The 22,412-nt window shown below is 42.8% G+C and carries 17 protein-coding genes; 5 read left to right on the forward strand and 12 right to left on the reverse strand.

What is annotated here, in order from left to right; translation table 11 throughout:
* Nucleotide 1: 1 nt before the first annotated feature.
* Nucleotides 2-994, reverse strand: a complete 993-nt coding sequence (gene moaA / locus ACFQ21_RS09480; protein ID WP_377578161.1) for a GTP 3',8-cyclase MoaA — start codon at nt 992-994, stop codon at nt 2-4.
* A gap of 167 nt (nt 995-1,161) precedes the next feature.
* On the opposite strand from moaA, the gene ACFQ21_RS09485 reads away from it, so the two are divergent.
* Nucleotides 1,162-1,404 (forward strand): MoaD/ThiS family protein, encoded by a 243-nt coding sequence (locus ACFQ21_RS09485; RefSeq protein WP_377578164.1) that lies wholly within the window; start codon nt 1,162-1,164, stop codon nt 1,402-1,404.
* 142 nt (nt 1,405-1,546) lie between these two features.
* Nucleotides 1,547-1,975 (forward strand): molybdenum cofactor biosynthesis protein MoaE, encoded by a 429-nt coding sequence (locus ACFQ21_RS09490; RefSeq protein WP_377578166.1) that lies wholly within the window; start codon nt 1,547-1,549, stop codon nt 1,973-1,975.
* 636 nt (nt 1,976-2,611) lie between these two features.
* On the opposite strand, the gene mobA is transcribed toward ACFQ21_RS09490, so the two are convergent.
* The 3 genes from mobA to moaC are packed head-to-tail and all read right to left on the reverse strand — an operon-like array spanning nt 2,612 to nt 4,467.
* Nucleotides 2,612-3,184 (reverse strand): molybdenum cofactor guanylyltransferase, encoded by a 573-nt coding sequence (gene mobA, locus ACFQ21_RS09495; RefSeq protein ID WP_377578169.1) that lies wholly within the window; start codon nt 3,182-3,184, stop codon nt 2,612-2,614.
* Nucleotides 3,185-3,197: 13 nt separating this feature from the next.
* Nucleotides 3,198-3,983: an ion transporter gene (locus ACFQ21_RS09500; protein WP_377578172.1), complete on the reverse strand. Its 786-nt coding sequence runs from the start codon at nt 3,981-3,983 to the stop codon at nt 3,198-3,200.
* Between the two features lies 1 nt (nt 3,984).
* Nucleotides 3,985-4,467, reverse strand: coding sequence for a cyclic pyranopterin monophosphate synthase MoaC (gene moaC, locus ACFQ21_RS09505; RefSeq protein WP_377578175.1), 483 nt, complete (start codon nt 4,465-4,467; stop codon nt 3,985-3,987).
* A gap of 38 nt (nt 4,468-4,505) precedes the next feature.
* On the opposite strand from moaC, the gene ACFQ21_RS09510 reads away from it, so the two are divergent.
* From ACFQ21_RS09510 to ffh, 3 genes are all read left to right on the forward strand, one after another.
* Complete coding sequence (locus tag ACFQ21_RS09510) at nt 4,506-5,696, forward strand: molybdopterin molybdotransferase MoeA (RefSeq protein WP_377578178.1); 1,191 nt, start codon at nt 4,506-4,508, stop codon at nt 5,694-5,696.
* Between the two features lie 47 nt (nt 5,697-5,743).
* Nucleotides 5,744-6,871: a glycerate kinase gene (locus ACFQ21_RS09515; RefSeq protein WP_377578181.1), complete on the forward strand. Its 1,128-nt coding sequence runs from the start codon at nt 5,744-5,746 to the stop codon at nt 6,869-6,871.
* Between the two features lie 147 nt (nt 6,872-7,018).
* Nucleotides 7,019-8,350 (forward strand): signal recognition particle protein, encoded by a 1,332-nt coding sequence (ffh, locus tag ACFQ21_RS09520; RefSeq protein WP_377578184.1) that lies wholly within the window; start codon nt 7,019-7,021, stop codon nt 8,348-8,350.
* A 99-nt stretch (nt 8,351-8,449) separates the two neighbouring features.
* Here the strand turns inward: ffh and ACFQ21_RS09525 are convergent, their stop codons facing one another.
* The 8 genes from ACFQ21_RS09525 to ACFQ21_RS09560 form a co-directional block, all read right to left on the reverse strand.
* Nucleotides 8,450-9,244, reverse strand: a complete 795-nt coding sequence (locus ACFQ21_RS09525) for a hypothetical protein (RefSeq protein WP_377578187.1) — start codon at nt 9,242-9,244, stop codon at nt 8,450-8,452.
* Between the two features lie 167 nt (nt 9,245-9,411).
* A complete protein-coding gene (locus tag ACFQ21_RS09530) occupies nt 9,412-10,191 on the reverse strand; it encodes a hypothetical protein (protein ID WP_377578190.1) in 780 nt (259 codons plus the stop codon).
* 9 nt (nt 10,192-10,200) lie between these two features.
* Nucleotides 10,201-11,055: a hypothetical protein gene (locus ACFQ21_RS09535; RefSeq protein WP_377578193.1), complete on the reverse strand. Its 855-nt coding sequence runs from the start codon at nt 11,053-11,055 to the stop codon at nt 10,201-10,203.
* 65 nt (nt 11,056-11,120) lie between these two features.
* Entirely contained in the window at nt 11,121-14,168 is a 3,048-nt protein-coding gene (locus ACFQ21_RS09540) for an Ig-like domain-containing protein (protein WP_377578196.1), read from the reverse strand.
* Nucleotides 14,169-14,329: 161 nt separating this feature from the next.
* The gene (gene galB / locus ACFQ21_RS09545) at nt 14,330-16,744 is read right to left on the reverse strand and encodes a beta-galactosidase GalB (protein ID WP_377578200.1); all 2,415 of its coding nucleotides are present in this window, start codon (nt 16,742-16,744) and stop codon (nt 14,330-14,332) included.
* A gap of 96 nt (nt 16,745-16,840) precedes the next feature.
* Nucleotides 16,841-17,689, reverse strand: coding sequence for a hypothetical protein (locus tag ACFQ21_RS09550; RefSeq protein ID WP_377578203.1), 849 nt, complete (start codon nt 17,687-17,689; stop codon nt 16,841-16,843).
* An 18-nt stretch (nt 17,690-17,707) separates the two neighbouring features.
* Nucleotides 17,708-19,315, reverse strand: coding sequence for a RagB/SusD family nutrient uptake outer membrane protein (locus ACFQ21_RS09555; RefSeq protein ID WP_377578206.1), 1,608 nt, complete (start codon nt 19,313-19,315; stop codon nt 17,708-17,710).
* A gap of 11 nt (nt 19,316-19,326) precedes the next feature.
* Nucleotides 19,327-22,386 (reverse strand): SusC/RagA family TonB-linked outer membrane protein, encoded by a 3,060-nt coding sequence (locus ACFQ21_RS09560; RefSeq protein ID WP_377578209.1) that lies wholly within the window; start codon nt 22,384-22,386, stop codon nt 19,327-19,329.
* Nucleotides 22,387-22,412 lie beyond the last annotated feature (26 nt).

The following is a 22,412-nucleotide window of genomic DNA, read 5'->3' on the forward strand; positions in this document are numbered from 1 at the left end:
TTTATCCACCGATGGTAGACATCGACTCATGTACAGGCAAGTTGCTATTTCGTTTTTGCTCGGCTTCAAAGCCATCTTTCGTGCGCTGACGAAAAGCCTCGTATAATTTCTCTTTCACAGCACTGTCATCTTGATCCGTGCGAAGCAGTTGTTTTATATCCAGCACACCTTCATCGTACAAACAGGTTTTCAATACGCCTTGCGCCGTCACACGAATGCGATTACAGGTTCCGCAGAACGTGCGACTAAACGCTGCGATAACACCTATATTTCCCTGGTATCCCGGCACGGTATAATTATAGGATGTTGAGAAATCAGGATCCGGAATTTTATGCAGCGAAGGATAGTGCTCCTGTATATAGCTTAGTATTTTTTTGTACGTCCAGTTCAGCACCGGGTAGTGATTACCTTCACCATTGAATGGCATTTCTTCAATGAAACGAACATCTACTTTGCTATTCCTGGTAAGCTCAATGAGCGGCACTATATCATCAATATTCTTTCCATCCATTACCACTGCGTTGATCTTTACCGGTATATCATATTTCAGTAATTGATCAAGCGTTTTGAGTACCGGCTCAAATTCATCGCGCCTGGTAATGGTTTTAAAACGTTGCCTGTCGAGTGTGTCCAGACTAAGATTAACCGATGCTATACCAATCTTTTTCAACTCCGGAATAAAGGTTGAAGTAAGAACACCGTTGGTAGTAAGGTGAAGATCTTTTATACCGGGTATCTCTACAATCGAGCGAATCAGCTTCATCAGGTCTGTGCGCACAAACGGTTCGCCTCCGGTTAAGCGCACCTTGGTTATACCCATGCTTGCCAGTAATGACACAAGGCGATAGATCTCTTCGAACGAAAGCAACTCCTTCTTGGGCAGATAATGTATACCTTCTTCCGGCATGCAGTAAAAACAGCGCAGGTTACAGCGGTCGGTTACTGCCAGACGCAGGTAGTTAATGGGCCTGTTATGGTTGTCGAACAAAGTCAAAGTGCCAGATCGTTTACAATAAAAGTTACAAGCAGATCACAAAATACAAACAAAAAACAAACTCCGGATCGTAAAAATGCCAGATGCCACCGAAACGTTTTGATTTTTTCTGCAGGCATTTAAAATTTGTTTGATATTTGACGAATTGATCAGAAAAAATTAAACGCATGCATACGTTCCGGGTTAAAGCTTTCGGTATTACAAAAGATATCCTCGGTGGGAAGGAAATGGTTATTGAGGCTCCAGGCGTGACGGTAGCCGATCTGCGCTCGGCCCTGAATGAAAAATATCCTAAACTTACCGGGCTGCGTTCATTATTCATTGCTGTGAATAATAGTTACGCGGCTGAGACAGCGGAGATCCGCGAAGGCGATGAGATCGCACTAATACCTCCGGTAAGCGGAGGGTAATTTTTTACAATAAACAAGAGTAAACAAGGTTACACCGTTAAACAGAGACTGAAAGCGAGGAAGGCTTTTCCTTGATATTCACTATTAAAATCGCTAACTTCATTCGTCCTTCACGATAATGTTCAACCAACCTTTATAGAACATGATTAAGATCACCGAGAAACCAATTGACGTTCAGAAAGTCATCGATACAGCTTCGAGCTTGAATGCCGGAGCTGTAAATGTTTTTGTAGGTACTGTGCGTAACAATGCGCACGGAAAGAATGTAGTATGGTTGGAGTATGAAGCATACGAAACCATGGCGGTTGGAGAGATCAGAAAAATTATTGATGATGCATCGCATCGATGGCCGTTGCTCGGGTGGGCGGTGAGTCATCGTATCGGTACGTTGAAACCTGGTGAAGTTGCTGTAGCAGTTGCCGTTTCAACGCCACATCGAAAGGATTCTTTTGAAGCTTGCCAGTACATTATTGATACACTAAAAGTGAAAGTGCCTATCTGGAAAAAAGAAGTATTTGAAGATGGCGAAGAATGGATATCTGCACATCCGGCAGTAGCTGTTAATTCGTGAGTAAGTTTTACGACACCGTAAAAAAACAAAGGGAGGCTTTAACGGCCTCCTTTATTTTATCCGATCAACATCACAGCCGCTGATACCAGGAGTATAGCAGCCACCAGGCTTGCGCTGAGCACAATAATCAGATCACGGTGTATACGATTAGAGTGCGGTTTAACAATTGGCTTCATGTACCAATAAAAATTTGTACTAAACTAAACACACCCTTCCATAAAAGTTGTGGAAAAATATCCTACATGTGATGATGTAATAAATCTGTACAGAAAAATTTCTTCCTGTAACAATATCGTTTTCGAATCCCTTATTCCGGTGAGCAAACAGCGAAATAACACGTATATGATATCCGTATTTATACTACATATACTATACCGGAGAAATACGGTAACTACAATTTTCTATATCACAAACAGGTGTTGAGGCAGAGCATTTTACAAGCCCTGCGCTATTTTACCATACAGTATATCTTTAGTATAATGCAGGCAAGCACTATTACCCTACCCGCTTTATCTGATTTTAATTTCAACCCTATACCCTAGCGTAAGATTCTGTTCAGAGATTCAGCTTTTTGTATCGCTCCGTTCGAAAAGACTGTTACAAAAACATGACGGCATTTTGTTCGGGTAAATTTCTTCACGACTTATTCAAGAAATCGTTCAGTTCGTCTGGTGTATTGATATTTTGATAGATGCGTTTATCCGGCGGTTGCAGCAAGAGTATATTTTGTTGTTTCAAAAATTCTCTCGGACTTATACCTCCGCTTTCATAGTACTTTTTCAACGGTGCAGCGGCTCTTGCTTCCCATAGTGCAAGCAACGGCTCTGGATGCTTTCCATCGGAATCAACAAAGCAAGTAGCCATTTTATTTGTATCACGATGATTGAGAAGACAGGCAAGTGCAGCTTCATCTACATAGGGCATATCTACCGGCACCGTAAGCCATGCTACCGTATCATTCTTTCTGAAGGCAGATAAGATTCCATTCAACGGACTCTCCAGTTCAAATTGATCAGGTAAAGGATTAAGCTCTGCCGGTATATATTCTCTCGTTTTGCAGGAGACATATACCTGCGCGCAAAATTTACGCAGCAGGTCTGCTATATATTCGCGCTGCGGTTTGTCGTTGTAAACGATAAGACCTTTGTCGCGTCCCATGCGCGAACTCCTGCCTCCCGCCAGCACCAGGCCATATATGGCAGGGTTCATTTCAGGTATAGTGTCACTCATGAATATCCTTTCCGCAATGCGGGCATTTCTTTACTACAGCATCTTTATGCAGCGACTCAAAAAATCCTGACGACAAAATACCGGCAGGCAATGCGAGTAAACCTACACCGGCTATAGCAAACAAACCTCCCAGAAATTTACCCAACGCTGTAATGGGCACCATGTCGCCATACCCAACGGTGGTAATAGTAGCAATGCCCCACCACATAGTAGCCGGTATACTGCTGAACTTGTCCGGTTGCGCTTCATGCTCAGTATAAAACATGATGAACGATATAATGGTAAGCACGAAGAGTATAAACAGAAAGCTCAGGATAAGTTGTTCTTTCCGATCAGCCAGAACACGTTTAAAAATTTTAAGTGCATGCAGGTAACGCGCAATCTTGAACAACCGAAAGAGCGACATCAGCCGGAAGATCCGCAGGAAACGCAAGTCCAGAAAAACAAAATAGAATGGCAGGAACGCCAGCAAGTCAATAATCGCCAGCGGTTGTGTTATATACTTGAGTCGTCCTTTTACCGGGTGACTGAATTCCGGATTTTCTACGATGGAGTATATACGTGCTATATATTCAACCGTAAAGAAGATAATGGTGAAGTATTCAAATTTTATAAAGAGCACGTCATATTTACTTCGAACCTCCTCTACCGAATCTGCTATAATCGCGAGGATGTTGAGAATGATAATGGTAACAAGACAAAACTCGAAAATGCGTTCGATGATGCCGCCTTTCTCCGTAGGTTCCAGCGTCAGGTAGAGTCGTTTGCGCAGCGTCATGCTATTTCTTGCGTTTGAAATCTTTTTTACCACCGCTCTTCGCCATGAGTTTTACTTCTTCGATGATAATGTTGTGAGAGAGTGCCTTGCACATATCATAAACCGTAAGCGCAGCAACCGATGCTGCCGTGAGCGCTTCCATCTCCACACCGGTTTTACCGGTAATGACAGCCTCGGTATCAATCACAATTTTTGAATCAACTACCCGGATGTGTACCTGGCAATCTTCCAGGCCCAGCGGATGGCAGAACGGTATAAGCTCCGCTGTTTTCTTTGCCCCCATAACTCCGGCAATGATAGCGGTTTGGAACACCGGCCCTTTTTTAGTGATGATTTCGTTGTGCTGGATGAGGTCAATTATCTCCGGCCCCACGTTGATAGTGGCCTGCGCTTTGGCAATACGCCTGGTACTGTTTTTATCCGATACGTTTACCATCTGCGGAAGTCCGCTGGACGAAACGTGTGTAAATGTCTTTTTACTCATGTATCTTCGAAACAAAACAAAGTTAATAATTATTGAACATGGTAACGGTAGAAGAAGCAACCCACGTTGTGTTATCACATCTCTTTAAACCCACAGTAACCAAGGTTGATCTGAATGATGCTGTTGGAAGAGTGCTGGCTGAAGCTGTGAAGGCCGACCGCGACTTCCCTCCTTTCAACCGTGTAGCAATGGATGGCATCGCCATCTGGTATGATGAATGGAAAAACGGCAAGCGCGAATTTTATATAGAAGAAACCCAGGGAGCCGGTCAGCCGCAGAAGAGTCTGAAGGATGTGCAGAACTGCATGGAGGTAATGACCGGAGCTATACTTCCGGAAGGCACCGACACGGTAATCCGTTACGAAGATGTATCCATACAAGGTAACGTTGCAACGCTGCTGGTCGATACCATCGAAGAAGGTCAGAATATACATGTGCAGGGCCAGGATGCTGAACGTAATGATACCCTCCTCTCGCCCGGCATTATACTTTCACCGGCTGAGATTGCATTACTTGCTTCAGTTGGTATAATCGATGTTCCTGTATTTTCATTTCCGCGTACGGCTATCATATCGAGCGGTGATGAACTGATTGAAGTTACCGAAGTGCCGGAGTTACACCAGATCAGGCGATCGAACACCTATGCTATAGATGCTGCCATGAAAATGATCGGGTGGCAATCAACCCAGTATCACATTTACGACCAGAAGGATTTCGTGATCGACTCACTCAAAGTAATTGCCGAAGATCACGATGTACTCATCGTTTCCGGAGGTGTCTCAAAAGGTAAATTTGATTTTATACCCGAAGCGCTGGAAAGTATCAACGTAAAAAAGCTTTTTCACCAGGTAAGTCAGCGGCCCGGTAAACCGTTTTGGTTTGGTGAGTCGAAGAAAGGTAAAATTGTTTTTGCCCTTCCGGGCAATCCGGTTTCAACCTATATGTGCTTCTATCGCTATATACTTCCATGGATATGGAAAAGTCTGCACGTTAAGAAAGAAGAACAGTACGCGGTGCTGGCAAAAGACTTCACCTTCCAACCGAAGCTTACCTACTTCCTCCAGGTAACGATAAAGAATGAAGGCGGCAGACTGATGGCCTACCCGGATGCCGGCGGTGGTTCAGGCGACTTTGCCAATCTCAAAAATGTAACAGGCTTCCTCGAATTACCTTTGGAGCAAAGTATATTTAAAGCGGGCGAAGTTTTTCCTTACTACTCATTCCGATAAATCGGTAGTCTGTACAGAAGATATCGTTCAGTCTATAGTATAGCTACATGAACATCCTGATCGCGCCCGATAAATTCAAAGGTTCACTTACAGCACAACAAGTTTGTGATACGATAAAGTGTGCGTTGCTGGCGCTAAATGAAACGTCAACGATATCCACACTTCCACTGGCCGATGGCGGTGAAGGTTCCTGCGAGCTTTTAACGAAATTCAGTCACGGTACATTTACAACGGTACGGGTACACGATCCACTAGACAGATTAATCAATGCTGCTTATGGTATATCCGGTAACGGCTCTGTTGCCTTTATGGAAATGGCGGCAGCATCAGGATTGCAGTTGCTGAAGAAAGAAGAACGCAATCCGATGATCACCACCACGCGCGGAACCGGTGAACTCCTTCGGCATGCGCTTGACCATGGCATAACAAAAATCTATCTTGGTATAGGCGGCAGTGCCACCAACGATGCAGGTACAGGTATGGCAGAAGCGTTGGGTATACGGTTTCTCGATGCCCACAGTAATCAACTCAAGCCGACAGGCGAAAGTCTGCGCTATATACAGGCCATCGATACTTCTCAACTACATCCGCGATTTGCTGATATAGCACTGACTATATTTTGTGATGTAGACAATCCGTTATTCGGACCTCATGGTGCCGCACATGTTTTTGCTCCGCAGAAAGGTGCTGATGAGAAAATGGTCACGACATTGGATGAAGGTCTCAAGCATTACGCATCACTTCTCGAAAAAACTTTTCATCGTTCTGTAAATTTTCTGGGAGCCGGTGCCGGTGGTGGATTACCGGCATCGCTACAAGTTTTCACCAGCCTTACCGTTGTGCCGGGCATACAGTTCATCATGCAATTTACCGGACTTGAAGAGCACGTGAAGCAAGCCGACATCATCATAACAGGCGAAGGGAAAATTGATCGCCAGACATTGTCGGGTAAAGTTATTAATGGTGTAGCTCAGCTTGCCCAAAAATATCACAAGCGCTTGATCGTGGTGGCGGGTTCGTGCGAACTGTCAGCGCAGGAACTTGAGAACCTTGGCGTTTCCCAAGTAATTACAATCGCCAGCGAGCACATTTCAGAAGACTACGCCATGAAACACGCTGCTGAGCTGTTGAAGCAACGCATCCGCGAAGCGCTGCTACAAAATTTAACGGTGTAAAAACTCAATTTGCTTCCCTATCCGGGGAGGGTTAACTTTGCACCCTTGCCGGATTTCCATCGACCATAGCAGGGAGCTTTTTGAGTATTTTCTGCGAAAATCAGCGAAATCTGCGGGCAAGAATTAAATCAAGATATTACAAACACCATGTTCGATAATTTAAGTTATAAACTGGAGAAGGCCTTTCAAACCCTCAAAGGCCAGGGAAGCATCACCGAAATCAACGTTGCCTCCACCGTAAAAGAAATCCGCAAGGCTCTTATCGATGCGGACGTAAACTATAAAGTTGCCAAAGAGGTAACAGACGAGATCAAAGAAAAGGCGATGGGTCAGGATGTACTTACATCCATTTCGCCAAGCCAGTTGCTGATAAAGATCACGAACGATGAGCTGACAGGTCTGATGGGCGGTCAGAGTGAAGATATCAAGCTTGACGGCTCACCTGCTATCATTCTTATTGCCGGTCTGCAAGGTTCTGGTAAAACTACATTTTCCGGTAAACTCGCCAACTACCTGAAGCGCCAGGGTCGCTCGGTGTTGTTAACAGCCTGCGATATATACCGCCCGGCTGCGATCGACCAATTGAAAGTATTAGGCGAGCAGGTAGGTGTAGAAGTATATGCAGAGCCTAAAAACAAAGACGCTGTCAAGATTGCAAAAGCCGCGATCGAACACGCCAAGAAAAACAATCATAGAATTGTTATAGTCGATACAGCAGGTCGTCTCGCGGTTGACGAAGAGATGATGAATGAGATTGCGCGTTTGAAAGAAGCGCTCAATCCCTCAGAAACACTTTTCGTTGTTGACTCGATGACGGGTCAGGATGCCGTGAATACAGCGAAGGCATTCAATGATCGTTTGAATTTCAACGGTGTTGTTCTTACCAAGCTTGATGGTGATACACGCGGTGGTGCTGCGCTTTCTATTCGCAGAGTGGTTGACAAGCCGATCAAGTTCGTAAGTACAGGTGAGAAGATGGAAGCGATCGATCGATTCTATCCCGATCGTATGGCAAGTCGTATCCTCGGTATGGGTGACGTTGTAACCCTCGTTGAAAAAGCTCAGCAAGCTTTCGACCAGGAAGAAGCTGCGCGACTCAACAAGAAGATCCGTAAAAACCAGTTCGACTTCAACGACTTCCTGTCTCAACTCGAGCAGGTAAAGAAGATGGGTAACATGAAAGATCTTTTAGGCATGATCCCTGGCATGGGCAAGGCTATAAAAGATATAGATATAGATGATAACTCCTTCAAACCGGTAGAAGCCATCATCCGCTCCATGACACTGGAAGAACGCGAGAATCCGGATATCATCAACGGCAGTCGCAAGAACAGAATTGCTGTAGGCAGCGGTACATCTATCCAACAGGTAAATCAACTGCTGAAACAATTCAGCGACATGCGCAAAATGATGAAGACGATGAACAAAATGGGTGGCGGTAAGCGCGCGCTGTCGGCTTTGAATCCGTTTGGGAAGTAATTGGGTTCCGACTCCCGATAGTTATCGGGACAGATTTACACAGAGTATAAATAAAGGTGTTGTTCAAATGAGCAACACCTTTTGTTTTATAGGTATATATTATTTTGAATAATCTACATTTCCATTGCTGTCATAGACGAGTGTCCAGTTCCTGGATTCTTCTTTGACTCCGAAATATGCGCCTTCGGCGATATAGGTATAGGTTGTAAAATTATTATTAGAGAGTGATCGATAGAAATAGTCTGGCCATAGACAAAGTCCTTTGAGCGGGTTGGGCCTGTCGTCATAACCACCAAAGGTTTCTTCTGTCGTATACATTACTCCGCCCGAGTTTTTTATCACACCAGAGATTTTAATCAGGTTGCCAGTTGCATTAAACGTATAGGTTCTGGTAATTATAATCCAATCAAAATGTTGCTCGGTCCTTTCGATCCGATTTTGCGCATCGTAGTAGTAGAAGATTGTATCAGCACGTTTACCGGTTTCAAGATCGATGGCTGTTATTTTTCTAACCGGGCGATCATCTTCTAACGTTATCTCTCGTTCGTTAGGCTCTATAGTCCGTCCTTCAAAATTAATAGCCGCAAATATCCTGATTGTATTCTTATTGAGATACACAACCGAGTCATAGACGTCTTTGGTATAGATCCATGGCAAACCTGTGGCGGGATTAGTGACGATAAATCCTCCTATGCGCTTTATCACTTTATCACCGGTATATTCGAATATAGAATTGCCACCCACTAAATTGATTGGATTATGTTGTTGCTCGTTATCCATCAGGTACACAGCACTTATACTTTCAGGGTGCGGCCGAGGCTGAACATCATCAGAATCAGAGCAGGCAACATATAACACAGACGTTGCCAGTATCATAGCAAATAACTTCTTCATCGCTCGGCAGAGTTAGTATAGCAAGATAGCGCTATTTTAAAAACAGGCAAATGCCAGAGCACATTACCCTTGCCAAATTATAGACACCCCTATACATTCTCCCGCAGACAGAGATTTATGCAGATTATATAAAAACAAAACACTGTGCTTCGTTTACAGGAAATATCTTATTTCGAATAATCTACATTTCCGTTAATGTCGTAAACGAGGGTCCAATTCTTGGTTTCCTCTGTGCTGCCGGAAGTATAGGTATAGGATGTAAAATTATTACTGGAAAGTGAGCGGTAGTAGTAGTCTTGCCACAAGCAAAGTCCTTTAAGTGGGTTCGGTTTATTATCATAACCACCAAAGGTTTCTTCCGTGGTTATAGCAACTTCACCATCGCGATATTTTTTCACACCGGATATTTTCGTCAGGTTGCCGCCAGCATCAAATGTATAGGTGCTGGTAATTATAGTCCACTCAAAATGCTGTTCGGTTCTCTCAATCCGGTTTTGTGCATTGTAATAGTAGAAGATTGTGTCAGCGGCTTCACCGGTTTCAAGATCGGTAGCTGTTATTTTTCTAACCATGCGTCCGTCCTCTAACGTTATCTCCCGCTCATTGGAAGCGACATTCAGTTCTTCAAAATTATCGGCTGTGAATATCCGGACTGTATTCTTATTGAGATACTGAACCGAGTCATAGATACTTTCAGTATAGAGCCACGAAAAACCACTGGAAGTAGGAATCGCGATAAATCCTCCGATACGTTTTATTACCTTATCACCCGCGTATTCGAATTTAGAATTGCCACCCACTACATTCAACGGAGTATGCGTCTCTTTATCAATCAGGTATACGGCATTTATACTTCCTGGCTTTGGTCGTGGCTGAACATCATCAGAATCGGAACAGGCAACATATAGAACAGATGTCGCCAGCATCATAGCAAGTAACTTTTTCATCGTGTCGCCTTATTCGTATTGTTCTCTACACCTAATATACTTAGTATTCTCGTCAGCACGTGTAATAATTACCCGCTCCCTAAAAACTATAAAATAAGCATCCACCTTCACTTTATTCTCCTCTAAGTTCTTGTCCGGATAGTTTAATAACACCCAGCCAACACGTTCCATAAAAAAGATGTTGCATAACTCAACAACTGATGGGTGAGCATGGTCGATAAGCCCTCTTATTTTCTCATAATCATAATTTGTCATTTCACCTGCATTGATTTGAGCATCAATCATATCTTTAAACTCAAATCGACTGATCGGACGAAAAAATGGCGAAGAAAATATCTCAGGCAGTAGACGATTGAGTAACGTTGCCTTTTCAAATGGAGATAATTCTTTAATAGCTATGGCGTTATCATTTAGAAAATTATCTAATAACACTGAGTTCAGTGTAAAAACTGCGGAAGAGTCTTTCAGGACCCATTTGTTATGTTGTTCCTTATAGCGGTGTCTAATACCATATATGTATTTCACAACATCAGGAAGAGTAATGAAACTAAATCGATCTCCATGCTTTACAAAAGCGAAATCCAAGTCGAGATATGGAGCATGGTAAGTCCGAATCCTAAACCTATTATCAACTTCAACGAAGCGCCAATCATTCAATTCGTCTAAATCGTTAGCTATTGTTTCCTTGAGAATACATTTCTCAGAACCACTCAAAGTTCCGAAATCATATTTTTCAAAATTATCAACGAATGCCACACTGGCTAACTGATTATACCTGCCTCTGTCTGAGCGGACTTTATCATGCGAACATCCTACAATAAAAATAAGTACAATCGCAAAACGTGCCAACATAGAATCTTTCATTTTATAGTATAAAAAAAGCTTCCATTCAAACAGAATGGAAGCTTGCAATTTATAGTTTAATATAGCTAATATTTCACTACTCTTTTAACATACCGGATATTCTTACTATCTGTCAACTCCATGATATAAACGCCTGCCGGCACATTATCCAATGAAATTATAAGAGAGCTTTTGTTGTTGGACAACGATTTGATTTGTTGTCCGCGCAGATCATGAAACGTTACTTGTTTTACCGTACTCGCATTGTCGATCGTAAGCGTTGTTGATACCGGGTTCGGATAAATGCCGAAACGTGCACTTATATCTTCTTCAATTGAAGTTACGGTTTGATTTGTGATCGTTATTGCAACTTCACCGTAAATACCAGAGCCGTCTTTCGCTGTGGCGCGTACCGTTGCAACGCCATCGCCAACGGCTGTAAGTAATCCGGTTGAAGATATTGTAGCGATACCTGTATTGTTAGGTATACTCCAGGTTACACTTTGATTGGTGGCGTTTACCGGGCTAACAGTCGCGACTAATTGAAGCGTACCACTTTTCTGATCAATCGTGGCAAGATCTCCTGTTCCTTTTACTGATATACTTTTTACCAATACAGCCTGCGCCACTACCGCCAGAGCAAATGTTTGTGCAGCACTTACGCACCCATTGGCATCTGTATAGGTAGCGGTATATATAGCACTGGATTGAATATTGGCAATCGAAACTTCCCGGTCTGAAGACGTAAAGCTGTTTGGTCCTGTCCAGCTCCACGATCCGCCTGATGTTGGCTCCGGACTTAACTTAACAGTCGCTCCGTTTACAACAGAAGTATACGCAGTTTCGCTAGCTGTTTCTCCGTTTACAGATATATAGGGAATAATGTTCGTTGGGACACAAGTCTCACTTGATTCTCCATAGATAATACCTCTTCCTGAAGCGCTCATATAGAATCTTCCGAACACATTCATATCTCCAATTATAGCCTGACCGTTGGCAAGACCACCGTATTGATGATCATCATCGTTTACGCGTGTCCAGGTTGCACCTTCGTCTGTGGAGCGGTGTACTCCGCGAATGCTGTTTACCGTTCCCCATATATAGATCGCAGGATATGATTGTCCGGAAGCAGCTTTACCAAAACCAACAGCTGCGCAATAGGTAACATTGCTAAGCTTTACGAAAGTCTGACCGGAGTTGGTTGAACGTGTCAATCCACCACTATATAATGGCACCCATACATCCCCTTCACGATATGGAGCTGTTCGGATTATTGCGGAACCACTTGCTCCGGGAGTACCGGATGAAATAAAAGAAGTTCCTCCGTTTGTACTTACAAATAAAGCTCCTGAACTACTATTGTAAGCATAGAATTTAGCAGGCACCAACGGATCGGCTACCGGACGCGCATTACTGATACTTAATCCCGTAACGGCAGTCCACGTTTTTCCCTGATCGACTGACCTGTAGGTTATACTTGATCCTTCAGGACAATGTAAAAATGTTCCGCCATCGGCAGCTATAGCTATATTTCCTCTGTATCCTTTAGTCGTTGCACATTCAGTCCAAGATATACCCATATCCGTAGAGTAGAACAGGGCACCAACCTGCACACTATTTACAGTCTTTGCTCCTGCCCGAAGCATAATGTTTGGATTGAGTGAAGCGTACGCTATACCAGTTGTAGTTCCTACACTCGGTGTATGGCGAGGTGCATATTGTGTTACATCGGTGTGTCTGAATCCGTCATAATCTCCAATCACACTAACCATCGGTCCGTTTGGTATACTTACTATATCCAGTAATACAGTTTCTTCCAATTCCTTAACCTGAAACTTCCACACACCTGCTGTTGCGTCTATATTATCTGTTTGAAAAACACCGTTACCGGAAATTACCCATACTTTTTGGGTATCAAACGGATCAAATTCTATAGAACCTGCCCAATGTATAGACTGACCATTTATCCAGGTTACTCCCTGGGGATCTACACTGAATCCTCTGTCAACAACATCCGTCCAGGTAGTACCGCCATCTGTACTCAGAAACATGCGATCACCATACGAACCATAAGTCTTATCCTGTGTATAGTATATATTAACGGTAGAAGCAACCAAGCGATTAGGATTTGCAGGATCAACGCTGATACCTCCGAATGATCCCGAAAAAGAAGGAGTAATATTCGTCCACGTTCCGCTTTGCAAATTATACTTCCATATCTGACCGCTGCCTTGTACATCCCAAGGACCTAACCCTGTTGCATACGTGATATATAGATTACGATCGCTTGCCAACACAGCGCGATGCGGCATTAGTGACGTAGGCGCTGAAGTGATAGCCGAAAAGGTAGCGCCACCATCATCACTGCGATAAAGATTATTATCACCTGTGCGGCTAACACCAGCAATGATCGTTTGAGTAGCAGAACCTGATGAGCCTGTAGAAGGATCGAGCACAACAAAACTGATTCCGTTGGCATCGCTCGCGCTGTTCGTTGATGTTGGTGTAGGCGTAGTTGTGATGTTCAATCCGGACAATCGCGTCCACGTTACACCTGAGTCTGTGCTTTTGAATAAACCGTTATACCGTGTTCCACACAGAAGTATATTATTACTATTCGGGTCAACCACCAGTTTCTCTCCGGTTTGTCTTCCCATACCATTACCGTGAGCTTTAAATTGCGAAGTAACATCTGTTATCGAAAATGTATTACCATAATCAGACGAGCGAAGTATAGCAGTCTTACCGTTGTTAAAGTATGACGTGCCTACCAGCATATATACTTTATTGGGTTCAACGGGATCGGTAGCCAGCGACTCTACGCCCTGGTATCCAACCTGATCTTCGGATGTCCAGTCCAGCAACGGAATCCATTTGCTGTTATCGGCATCCCAGCGATATGCACCACCTACATCCGTCCGCGCATATATCAAACCTTGCTTCGTTTTACTGGCAATTATACCTGAAACAAAACCTCCGCCACCAATCGCTACGTTGTTCCACGTATAGCTTTCGGTTTGCGCCCATACGCTGTTCGTTAGAAAAGTACTTGTTATTAGCAGGCACCACACCATCGCATATACCTTCTGTACTATGCTTCGCTTCTCAACCCTTCCGGTATATTTCATTTTCATACTATAATAATTATGCAGTCTATTCTCTTCTTCACTATTTAAGGTGTCCATTGTACTCCTTATACCTTCGTTGTACGCTTTGTAACTGCGCAAGATGATGAATGTTTTTTACACGAGTTATTTAACGCACTGCCCCTCATCACAACAACGTATTATATACCTTAATTTACGTCAATATCAATTTCAGCAGATTGTATTCCGCCTGATGTTGCTTTCACGTGAATTTTGCCTGCCTGTGTTTTCGACTTCACAACGAGTAGCGCCAAGCCATGAAAAGCTTTTCGCTTATTCGACTTAAACGACTCGTGACTTACCGGATCTCCGTTATCAACGCCCGCAATAAAACCTGCTCCGGTTACTTCGAAAGTAATGAGATCTTGGGCATCCGGAACGACTGTACCTTTCTCATCCACAACTTTTACTGTTATAAAGGAAAGATCTTTACCGGTAGCGTTAATGTTACTTCTGTCAGCTTCAAGTATAATTTTATAGGGTTTGGATGCCGTACGAATTTCCTTACTCAGTACTTCATTACCACCCTTACGGGAAATAGCTTTCAACACTCCTGCTTCGAAAGGCACACGCCACATTACGTGAAGATCATCGCCCGTTTTCTTCTTTATACCAAGCGATTTATCATTCAGAAACAATTCAACTTCATCAGCCTGGTTATAATATATCCATACATCTACATCTTTCCCGGCAGTCCAATTCCAATGTGGAAATAGATGCAGCACAGGTTTGTCAGTCCATTCGCTTTGATACATGTAGTATGTATCTTTCGGGAAACCAGCAAGATCTACGATACCAAAATATGAACTGCGCGATGGCCATACATATGGAGTAGGTTCCCCGATGTAGTCAAAGCCAGTCCAAACAAACATACCGGAGAGATAGTCATGCTTCTTTATAACCTTCCAGGTTTCTTCGTGTGTTGATCCCCACGGAGCACGCACATTATCATAAGCGGATACGGAGTTATCGGTATTACCTTGCGTAAATACTTTATCCCATGCAAGCGGCCAGACACGAACACTGTCCGAAGGCATATCATAGTGCCCACGTGTTGCCAGTGCCGATGTTGTTTCCGTTGCTATAAATTTCTTATCCGGATACGTGATCGGAAAATCCTCAAACTTGGTGTGATTGTAGTTATAGCCAATAACATCAAGCGCACCTGATTTTATAAGGCTATTCCCCAATCCAACGTCATTATTGGCCGTTGTGATCGGTCGTGTCTTATCAAGTGAATGCACTATATCTACAAGCTCTTTGGTAATAGCTATACCTGTAGTATCCCATTGCTCACCAATCTCATTACCCACACTCCATATCATAACACTGGCATGATTGCGATCGCGCTTTATAAAATCTTCCAGGTCACGCTTGTGCCATTCATCCCAATATATACTATAATCAAAATCAGTTTTTTTCTTCTTCCACATATCGAACATCTCATCCATCACAATGAATCCCATGCGATCGCAGAGATCAAGAAATTGTGGTGCCGGAGGATTGTGCGATGTACGTATTGCATTTACGCCCATCTCGCGCATAATCTCCAATTGACGTTCGGCTGCACGCACATTAAATGCAGCTCCGAGACATCCCAAATCATGATGTAAGCAAACGCCTTTTATTTTTAATGATTCACCGTTAAGAGAGAATCCTTTTTTGCTATCGAAGTCAAAACTTCGTATACCAAAGATCGTTTCGTAATCATCCACAACATCACCATCTACTATAACTCTTGTTATAGCTTTATATAGTTTAGGAGATTGCACAGACCATAATTGTGGTTGTTGAACATCTGTAGACTGCTCAACATCAATTGACTCATTAGCTTTTATAGGCTGAGAAGATTCGATCTCTTCCACAAGCTTACCTTCCGGATCGTAAATCTCCGTTACGAGCTTTACGGTTTGACTTTCTTTCAAATCATTTTTTACGGTTGCTGTTACCTGAACAGAAGCTGACGTAGCCGCAACATTCGGTGTACGAATAAATACACCGTTATAACCAACATATACTTTAGATGTCTTCACGAGGCGAACATCACGGTATATGCCTGAACCGGAATACCAACGTGAGTTGGGTTGTTTTGAGTTGTCAACTTTTACAGCAACAATATTCTGCTGTCCGAACCTGACAAACGGAGTTATATCATACTCAAAAGATATATACCCATTCGGACGCTTCCCTACAGAATGTCCGTTTATCCAGACTTCACTATTCAGATATATACCATCGAACTGAATGGCAATTCGTTTGTTATTATCGAGTGAATCAAGTGTAAATATTTTTCTATACCAGCCAATTCCACCAGGAAGCGCACCGCCACCAACACCAGCAGAATTCTTTTCACTGAATTCGCCTTCTATACTCCAATCGTGCGGAAGATTTAGTGTGCGCCATGACGAGTCGTCAGAGAATGCATCGGCTTCATGAAGTGAATCACTTAGTTGAAATTTCCAATCGTTGTTGAAATCCTCCTGAGTACGTGTTGCTTTTTTTTGCGAGCAAGAAAAAAACACAAACACCGAGACAAGCACGAAAAACTTAAAAAAAAACTTCATATGGGTTAAGGCGAATATCATATACTCTATTAAAAAAGTAAAGACTTCTCGAGTTTACGAGAAGTCTTTACTGGTCAACCATTAAAAAATTTGTTTTTACTTTTTAGGAACAAAATTGTAAACAAGATAGCATGGTCCATCACAGGAAGTACGCAAAACACCGATTTGCATAAAATTCTCTGTTAAAGCGAATAACCTGATAGAACCCCAAGCGCCAACACATTCATCGCGCCCTTTATCATGTAGAGGAGTTGCACCTGTCATCGTCAATGTCTTAGCATCTTTATCAAGGTAATATGTTCCGCTTTCCGTTCCTCTGCTTGGAATCATCAAGTGGTTGGAGGTTACAAAAGGTCCTCCTTTTAAACTGAATGTCATGGTACCGTAGTCGCCATCCGGCATCAGCCACGTATTTTCGGAATATTTTGGACTCCAATTCCAGCAATCGCCACCATCTTTCAAGCAGCCGCCTTGCCAGCCATTATCTGTTCCATAAAAGAACATGGGACCAGCAAAGTAGTTTGCATCGATATCCAATATCCACGTTTTTTCGTTACCAACACCTCCGGAAAGAGCTGTCCAAAGTGGGTCGTTTACATAATTGAGATTGTCTTCTGTAACCGTTACAGTAACAGGATCCATCTCCACTATACCACCGTCAGTAACGGCTGAGAACTTAATTTTATACTCACCCTTAAATGCAATGCGAACGGTATCCTGAACTCTATTGGATTTACCTGTACCATAGTCCCAGATCGAAATTGTACCAGGGGTTGTGTTTTTCAAAATCACAGTATTTCCACCTGGATCAGCTGCCAAGTCTTGTGTTACTTCAAACGTAATCTCAGATTTATCTAAAGGAGCGTCTAATTCATGCTCCTCCTGACACGACATTACAAATGCAAGCGTCAGGGATGCGGACAGTATCTTTATAAACGTCTTCATATTTTCATTCATTAAATATTACCAACCATTATTTTGTTTCAATACGCCATTTGATAAACTAACCTGCGTGTTAGGTATCTGTTGTAAACCTTTTGTTTCCTGAATTTTTGAAGCCGTAATCGTCTTCGTGGTTTCAACACCGCCATTCAATACCTGCGTAGTTTCAGCTATAGTATTCGCAGCAACATCAACCCCTTGACGAAGCAGATCCCAGTAACGTATACCTTCGAATGCAAATTCGAGTCTGCGTTCATTCATAATGCTTTGCTGCGTAATGGGTATCTGAACGAAGTCATCTCCATAGGCACGCTCTCTAACCTGATCGAAGTAATTCTGTGCACTTGAGCTTCCAAGTTCAGCAGCCATTAACAGTACATCTGCGTAACGGATAACAACATAATCCTGAAACTGACTGATCTGAAAATCGCTGTTAAGACCAAGTTCTGAGGCTAACTCTGCCGATACACTTTCTCCGTTCAAATTAATCATCGGGGTATACTTCTTGTTATAGTAACCGGTATATTCACGCTGATCGGCCTGCTGATCAAAAGCAATGTTTTCGTCTTCGATGGATATAATTGATGCAGCTTTACGTGTATCTGTGCTGCTGTAAGCATCCCAAAGATTTGGATTAACAGTTACTCCTCCCCATCCTTTTCCATAGGGATAAGAGGAGTAATTACGCATACCTAACATAACTAGCCATTTGTTGCCGTCATCATTTCCGGTGGTATAATCGCTGGTATAGGTATATTTTATAGCAAAGACTGTTTCTTTGTTATCTTCTTTTGCGTAGTTAGTACCAGAAGCCGCAGGCCATAGATTTGCATAAGTTTCCACTAAACCATGGCCACTGTTTGCAATTACATCTTCCAGGTAAGCTAAGGCTTGTGTTTTACTAATTACGCCCGCCAGATCGCTCGCTCCATAGTATCCGGTATAGTATAGGTAAACGCGACCTATCAGAGATTCTGCCGCCCATTTAGTAACACGTCCACGCTCAGATGAAGATTGGCTCGCATACGATTTTGCCTCTAAGTTCTCGGTGGCGAACTTCAAATCTTCAGCGATCTGTGCATATACTTCCTGCGGAGTTGCTTGAGGAAGGTTTTCTGTTGAAGGCTCTGTTAACAAAGGTACATTTCCCCAAAGTCGTACCATATCGAAGTACATATAGGCGCGCAAAAATCTCGCTTCTGCTTCGTATATATTTCTTAGATCTGCATCAGTTCCCCATTCTACATCATCCAGTTTTTGAAGTAAAATATTGCAGCGATAAATAGCTTTATAGTAAGCAATCCAGTTATTATTAAACATATTCAGATCAGAAGGAGATCGGCTTTTATCAAACTCATCCAGCAATTGATATCCGTATCCATCTGAGTAACCCGTGCCACCGAATGCATTATCCGAAAGTACTTCTGATGCAACTGGGAAGGAAACACCTGATGACCACAGGGCCTGTACACCATCATAACATCCAACAAGCGCATTGTAGGCTTGTTCAGGAGTTTTGTAATAGTTATCAACGGTAGAATTGGATAACGACTCCGTCTCAAGGAAGTCACTACATCCGCCTAATACCAGCAGACTAAAAACTACAGTATATATATTAAGTTTCTTCATACTTTTCAATTTTAGAATTTCACGTTCAATCCTACCATATAGGTTCTCGGACGTGGATAGTATCCAACATCAACACCGGAAGTAAATCCATCGGTACCGTAACCTACCTCAGGATCCATACCATTGTACTTGGTAAATGTGAAGAGGTTAAGCGCTGAAACATACAGTCTGCACTGTGTCAGGAAGTTTTGCTTGATAACTCTTTTCAGGTCGTAACCAAGCGTAACATTGTTGATTCTCAGGTAATCGCCATTGTGAATGTAGAGGTCTGAGAAATTGGTCCAGTTTTCATTTGTTTCGGTTACACGTGGCATTCTGTTCGATGTACCTTCACCGTGCCAGCGATCCAGAATTTCGCTGGTATAGTTTCCATACTTGCTTGCAGGATTACGGTACGATTGAACAATTTGGTTACCCGCTACACCACTTGCCTGAATAGAAAAATCAAAACCCTTATAATCTGCACCAATCGAGAAACCAAATGTATAGTCAGGATTTGGATTACCGATCATAGTCTTATCTGCTTCAGTGATTGAGCCATCACCAGTCACATCTACATAACGTACGTCACCCGGCTTTGCCGAAGGTTGCAGCTGTGTACCTTCTGCTGAAGTATAGGATTGAACTTCTTGTTCATTCTGGAAGATTCCGTTGGTTTTATAACCCCAGAAATAACCAATAGGGTAACCGTTGGCAGCTCTGTTAAATTCAGTAGAGTTGTCATATATCTGGTTCGCCTGACCATGAATGATACCGTCTGCGTTAGGTATATGACTTACTGTATTCTTATTGTATGCACCGTTAACACTTACCCGATAGTTGAGATCGCCAATGCTGTTGTTATAGGCAAGAGCCAACTCCACACCTTTATTCTTAACACCACCACCGTTGATGTAAGGAGCTTCTGCACCAGCGGTAGCTAACACCGGAGCTTTAATTAACCAGTCTTTATTAGTCTTAACATACCAATCAACGTTTACATTGAATTTACCATTCAGGAATGCTGCATCAAAACCAATGTCCGTCTGCTCGGATGTTTCCCATTTCAAATTGGTATTAGACAATCTGCTTGGATATGCTCCAGGTGTAAGAGTTCCTTCTGTTCCACCAAAAATATAGTATGTATTGGTGAAGGTTATAGGTGACTGGTATTGGAATGCAGATACATTCTGACTACCAACTTGTCCCCAGCTCGCACGAAATTTCAAGGAGTTCAACCAACCTGAAGTGTTATCCATAAACTCTTCGTTAGTAATAACCCAGCCGGCAGAAACAGAAGGGAAGTAACCCCACTGATTACCTTTTGCAAACTTGGAAGAACCGTCTGCACGGAATGTTGCGTTCAGCAAATATGTTTCTTCAAAATTATAGTTAAGTCTTCCAAAAAAAGATGCTCGGTGATCAGGATCGTACGCTACACCGGTTGCCGTTGCAGTATTGCTGGTACCGTTACTTATCCATGCGTGCTCTACATCACTAAATACAGAACCTGTTTTAGTCGCACTCAGAGAGCTCCCACCATATTGATACATCGACGTACCCAGCATAGCATCAAACTTATGTTGTGTGCCCAATGTAAAAGAGTAGCTCAATAAATTATCCCACAGAATAGTTTGTGATTTACTCATAGATTGAGTCACTTGTGGATTTGTATTGAACGAGTATATCGACAACTTAAACTCAGGCTTATAAGACTGGCCATCATAATTATAATAATCTATACCTAAGCTCGATCTGAATTTCAACTTACTGATAGGCTCAACTTCGAAGTATATATTGCCTATAACGCGTTGATTCTTGTTCCTGTTCTGGTTATTGTACACCATTTGATAGTAAGGATTCGCCTGATTGTACAATCCTGCTGTATCTAGCGGATCGTTTTTCAATAGCGGCGTAGTTTGAAATGCTCCACGAAGCGAGTTGTTGTACTGGTTGCCAACACCGATACCGTTATTGTTTGTAAATGCAACATTCAGGTTCTGTCCAATCGTCAAAATATTTTTGAACAATTTATGCTCAGAGTTAAATCTGAAATTATAGCGCTCGTAGTTTGACAAACCTTTACCGCCCACTATACCGGCCTGCGACAGGTATGAAAGTGAAGTTGAATAAACTGAATTTTCGCTACCACCTGTAACACCGATTGAATAGTTCTGCGTTACTGCATCTTTTGCAAACATCTCATCCATCCAGTTTGTACCGGCTGAACCTAATGAATCGATTACGTGCTGGCTATAGATTGGCGAGTTACCAGAGTTTACCGCTGCTTCGTTAGCAATGATTGCGTACTCTTTCGCGTTTAACAAATCTACTTTACGTGCCACATTTTGTACACCATAGTAAGAATCGAATGTAACCTGTGCATGACCTGCCTTACCTTTTTTAGTCGTGATCAGCACAACACCGTTTGCCGCTTGCGAGCCATATATAGCGGCTGATGCAGCATCCTTCAATACAGTCAACGAAGCTATATCTCCGTTGTTCAGGTACGAGATATCACCGGTAATTACTCCATCCACTACGTATAGTGGAGTGTTGCCAATGGTAGAACCAACCCCACGCACAATTACTTTCATCGTTTCACCTGGCTGACCGGATGTAGACGTAATCTGCACACCCGGAGCTTGCCCTTGCAACGCCTGTAATGCGTTGGTTGAACTTTGCTTTAAAAGGTCTTCACCTTTAATCTGCAAGTTTGCGCCTGTGTTCAATGCCTTCTTCTGTTCACCGTATCCAACCACTACAACTTCCTGCAGGGTAGATATATCTTCTTCCATCGATACGTTTATCTGAGACTGATTACCTACAGATACTTCTTTTGTAGTATAACCAATAAAAGATAACACCAGCACATCGTTCGGAGATGCTTCGAGTGAATAATTACCTTCAACATCTGCGGACGTTCCAATCGTTGTACCTTTTATAAGGATACTTACACCTGGCAGTGGAGCTCCGGTTGCGTCCGTGATTTTTCCGGTTATTACTTGCTTCTGCGCCTGGGCCGAAGCTAGTCCTACCAGGAAGAAACATACGGAAGCAAACCATATGCTTCTGTAGACTTGTTTAATCATAGGTTAATTTTGGTTTAGCTGTTTTA

It is taken from the genome of Ohtaekwangia kribbensis (assembly GCF_042676245.1).
GTDB classification, from domain to species: domain Bacteria; phylum Bacteroidota; class Bacteroidia; order Cytophagales; family Cyclobacteriaceae; genus Ohtaekwangia; species Ohtaekwangia kribbensis.

What these genes read in the sequence shown, in the direction of transcription:
- ACFQ21_RS09540 (WP_377578196.1), bottom strand. Translation starts at nt 14,168, where the DNA reads ATGAAAATGAAATATACCGGAAGGGTTGAGAAGCGAAGCATAGTACAG.
- mobA (WP_377578169.1), bottom strand. Translation starts at nt 3,184, where the DNA reads ATGAACCCTGCCATATATGGCCTGGTGCTGGCGGGAGGCAGGAGTTCG.
- galB (WP_377578200.1), bottom strand. Translation starts at nt 16,744, where the DNA reads ATGAAGTTTTTTTTTAAGTTTTTCGTGCTTGTCTCGGTGTTTGTGTTT.
- ffh (WP_377578184.1), top strand. Translation starts at nt 7,019, where the DNA reads ATGTTCGATAATTTAAGTTATAAACTGGAGAAGGCCTTTCAAACCCTC.
- ACFQ21_RS09560 (WP_377578209.1), bottom strand. Translation starts at nt 22,386, where the DNA reads ATGATTAAACAAGTCTACAGAAGCATATGGTTTGCTTCCGTATGTTTC.
- ACFQ21_RS09550 (WP_377578203.1), bottom strand. Translation starts at nt 17,689, where the DNA reads ATGAAGACGTTTATAAAGATACTGTCCGCATCCCTGACGCTTGCATTT.
- ACFQ21_RS09535 (WP_377578193.1), bottom strand. Translation starts at nt 11,055, where the DNA reads ATGAAAGATTCTATGTTGGCACGTTTTGCGATTGTACTTATTTTTATT.
- ACFQ21_RS09525 (WP_377578187.1), bottom strand. Translation starts at nt 9,244, where the DNA reads ATGAAGAAGTTATTTGCTATGATACTGGCAACGTCTGTGTTATATGTT.
- ACFQ21_RS09485 (WP_377578164.1), top strand. Translation starts at nt 1,162, where the DNA reads ATGCATACGTTCCGGGTTAAAGCTTTCGGTATTACAAAAGATATCCTC.
- ACFQ21_RS09490 (WP_377578166.1), top strand. Translation starts at nt 1,547, where the DNA reads ATGATTAAGATCACCGAGAAACCAATTGACGTTCAGAAAGTCATCGAT.
- ACFQ21_RS09510 (WP_377578178.1), top strand. Translation starts at nt 4,506, where the DNA reads ATGGTAACGGTAGAAGAAGCAACCCACGTTGTGTTATCACATCTCTTT.
- ACFQ21_RS09530 (WP_377578190.1), bottom strand. Translation starts at nt 10,191, where the DNA reads ATGAAAAAGTTACTTGCTATGATGCTGGCGACATCTGTTCTATATGTT.
- moaC (WP_377578175.1), bottom strand. Translation starts at nt 4,467, where the DNA reads ATGAGTAAAAAGACATTTACACACGTTTCGTCCAGCGGACTTCCGCAG.
- ACFQ21_RS09500 (WP_377578172.1), bottom strand. Translation starts at nt 3,983, where the DNA reads ATGACGCTGCGCAAACGACTCTACCTGACGCTGGAACCTACGGAGAAA.
- ACFQ21_RS09555 (WP_377578206.1), bottom strand. Translation starts at nt 19,315, where the DNA reads ATGAAGAAACTTAATATATATACTGTAGTTTTTAGTCTGCTGGTATTA.
- ACFQ21_RS09515 (WP_377578181.1), top strand. Translation starts at nt 5,744, where the DNA reads ATGAACATCCTGATCGCGCCCGATAAATTCAAAGGTTCACTTACAGCA.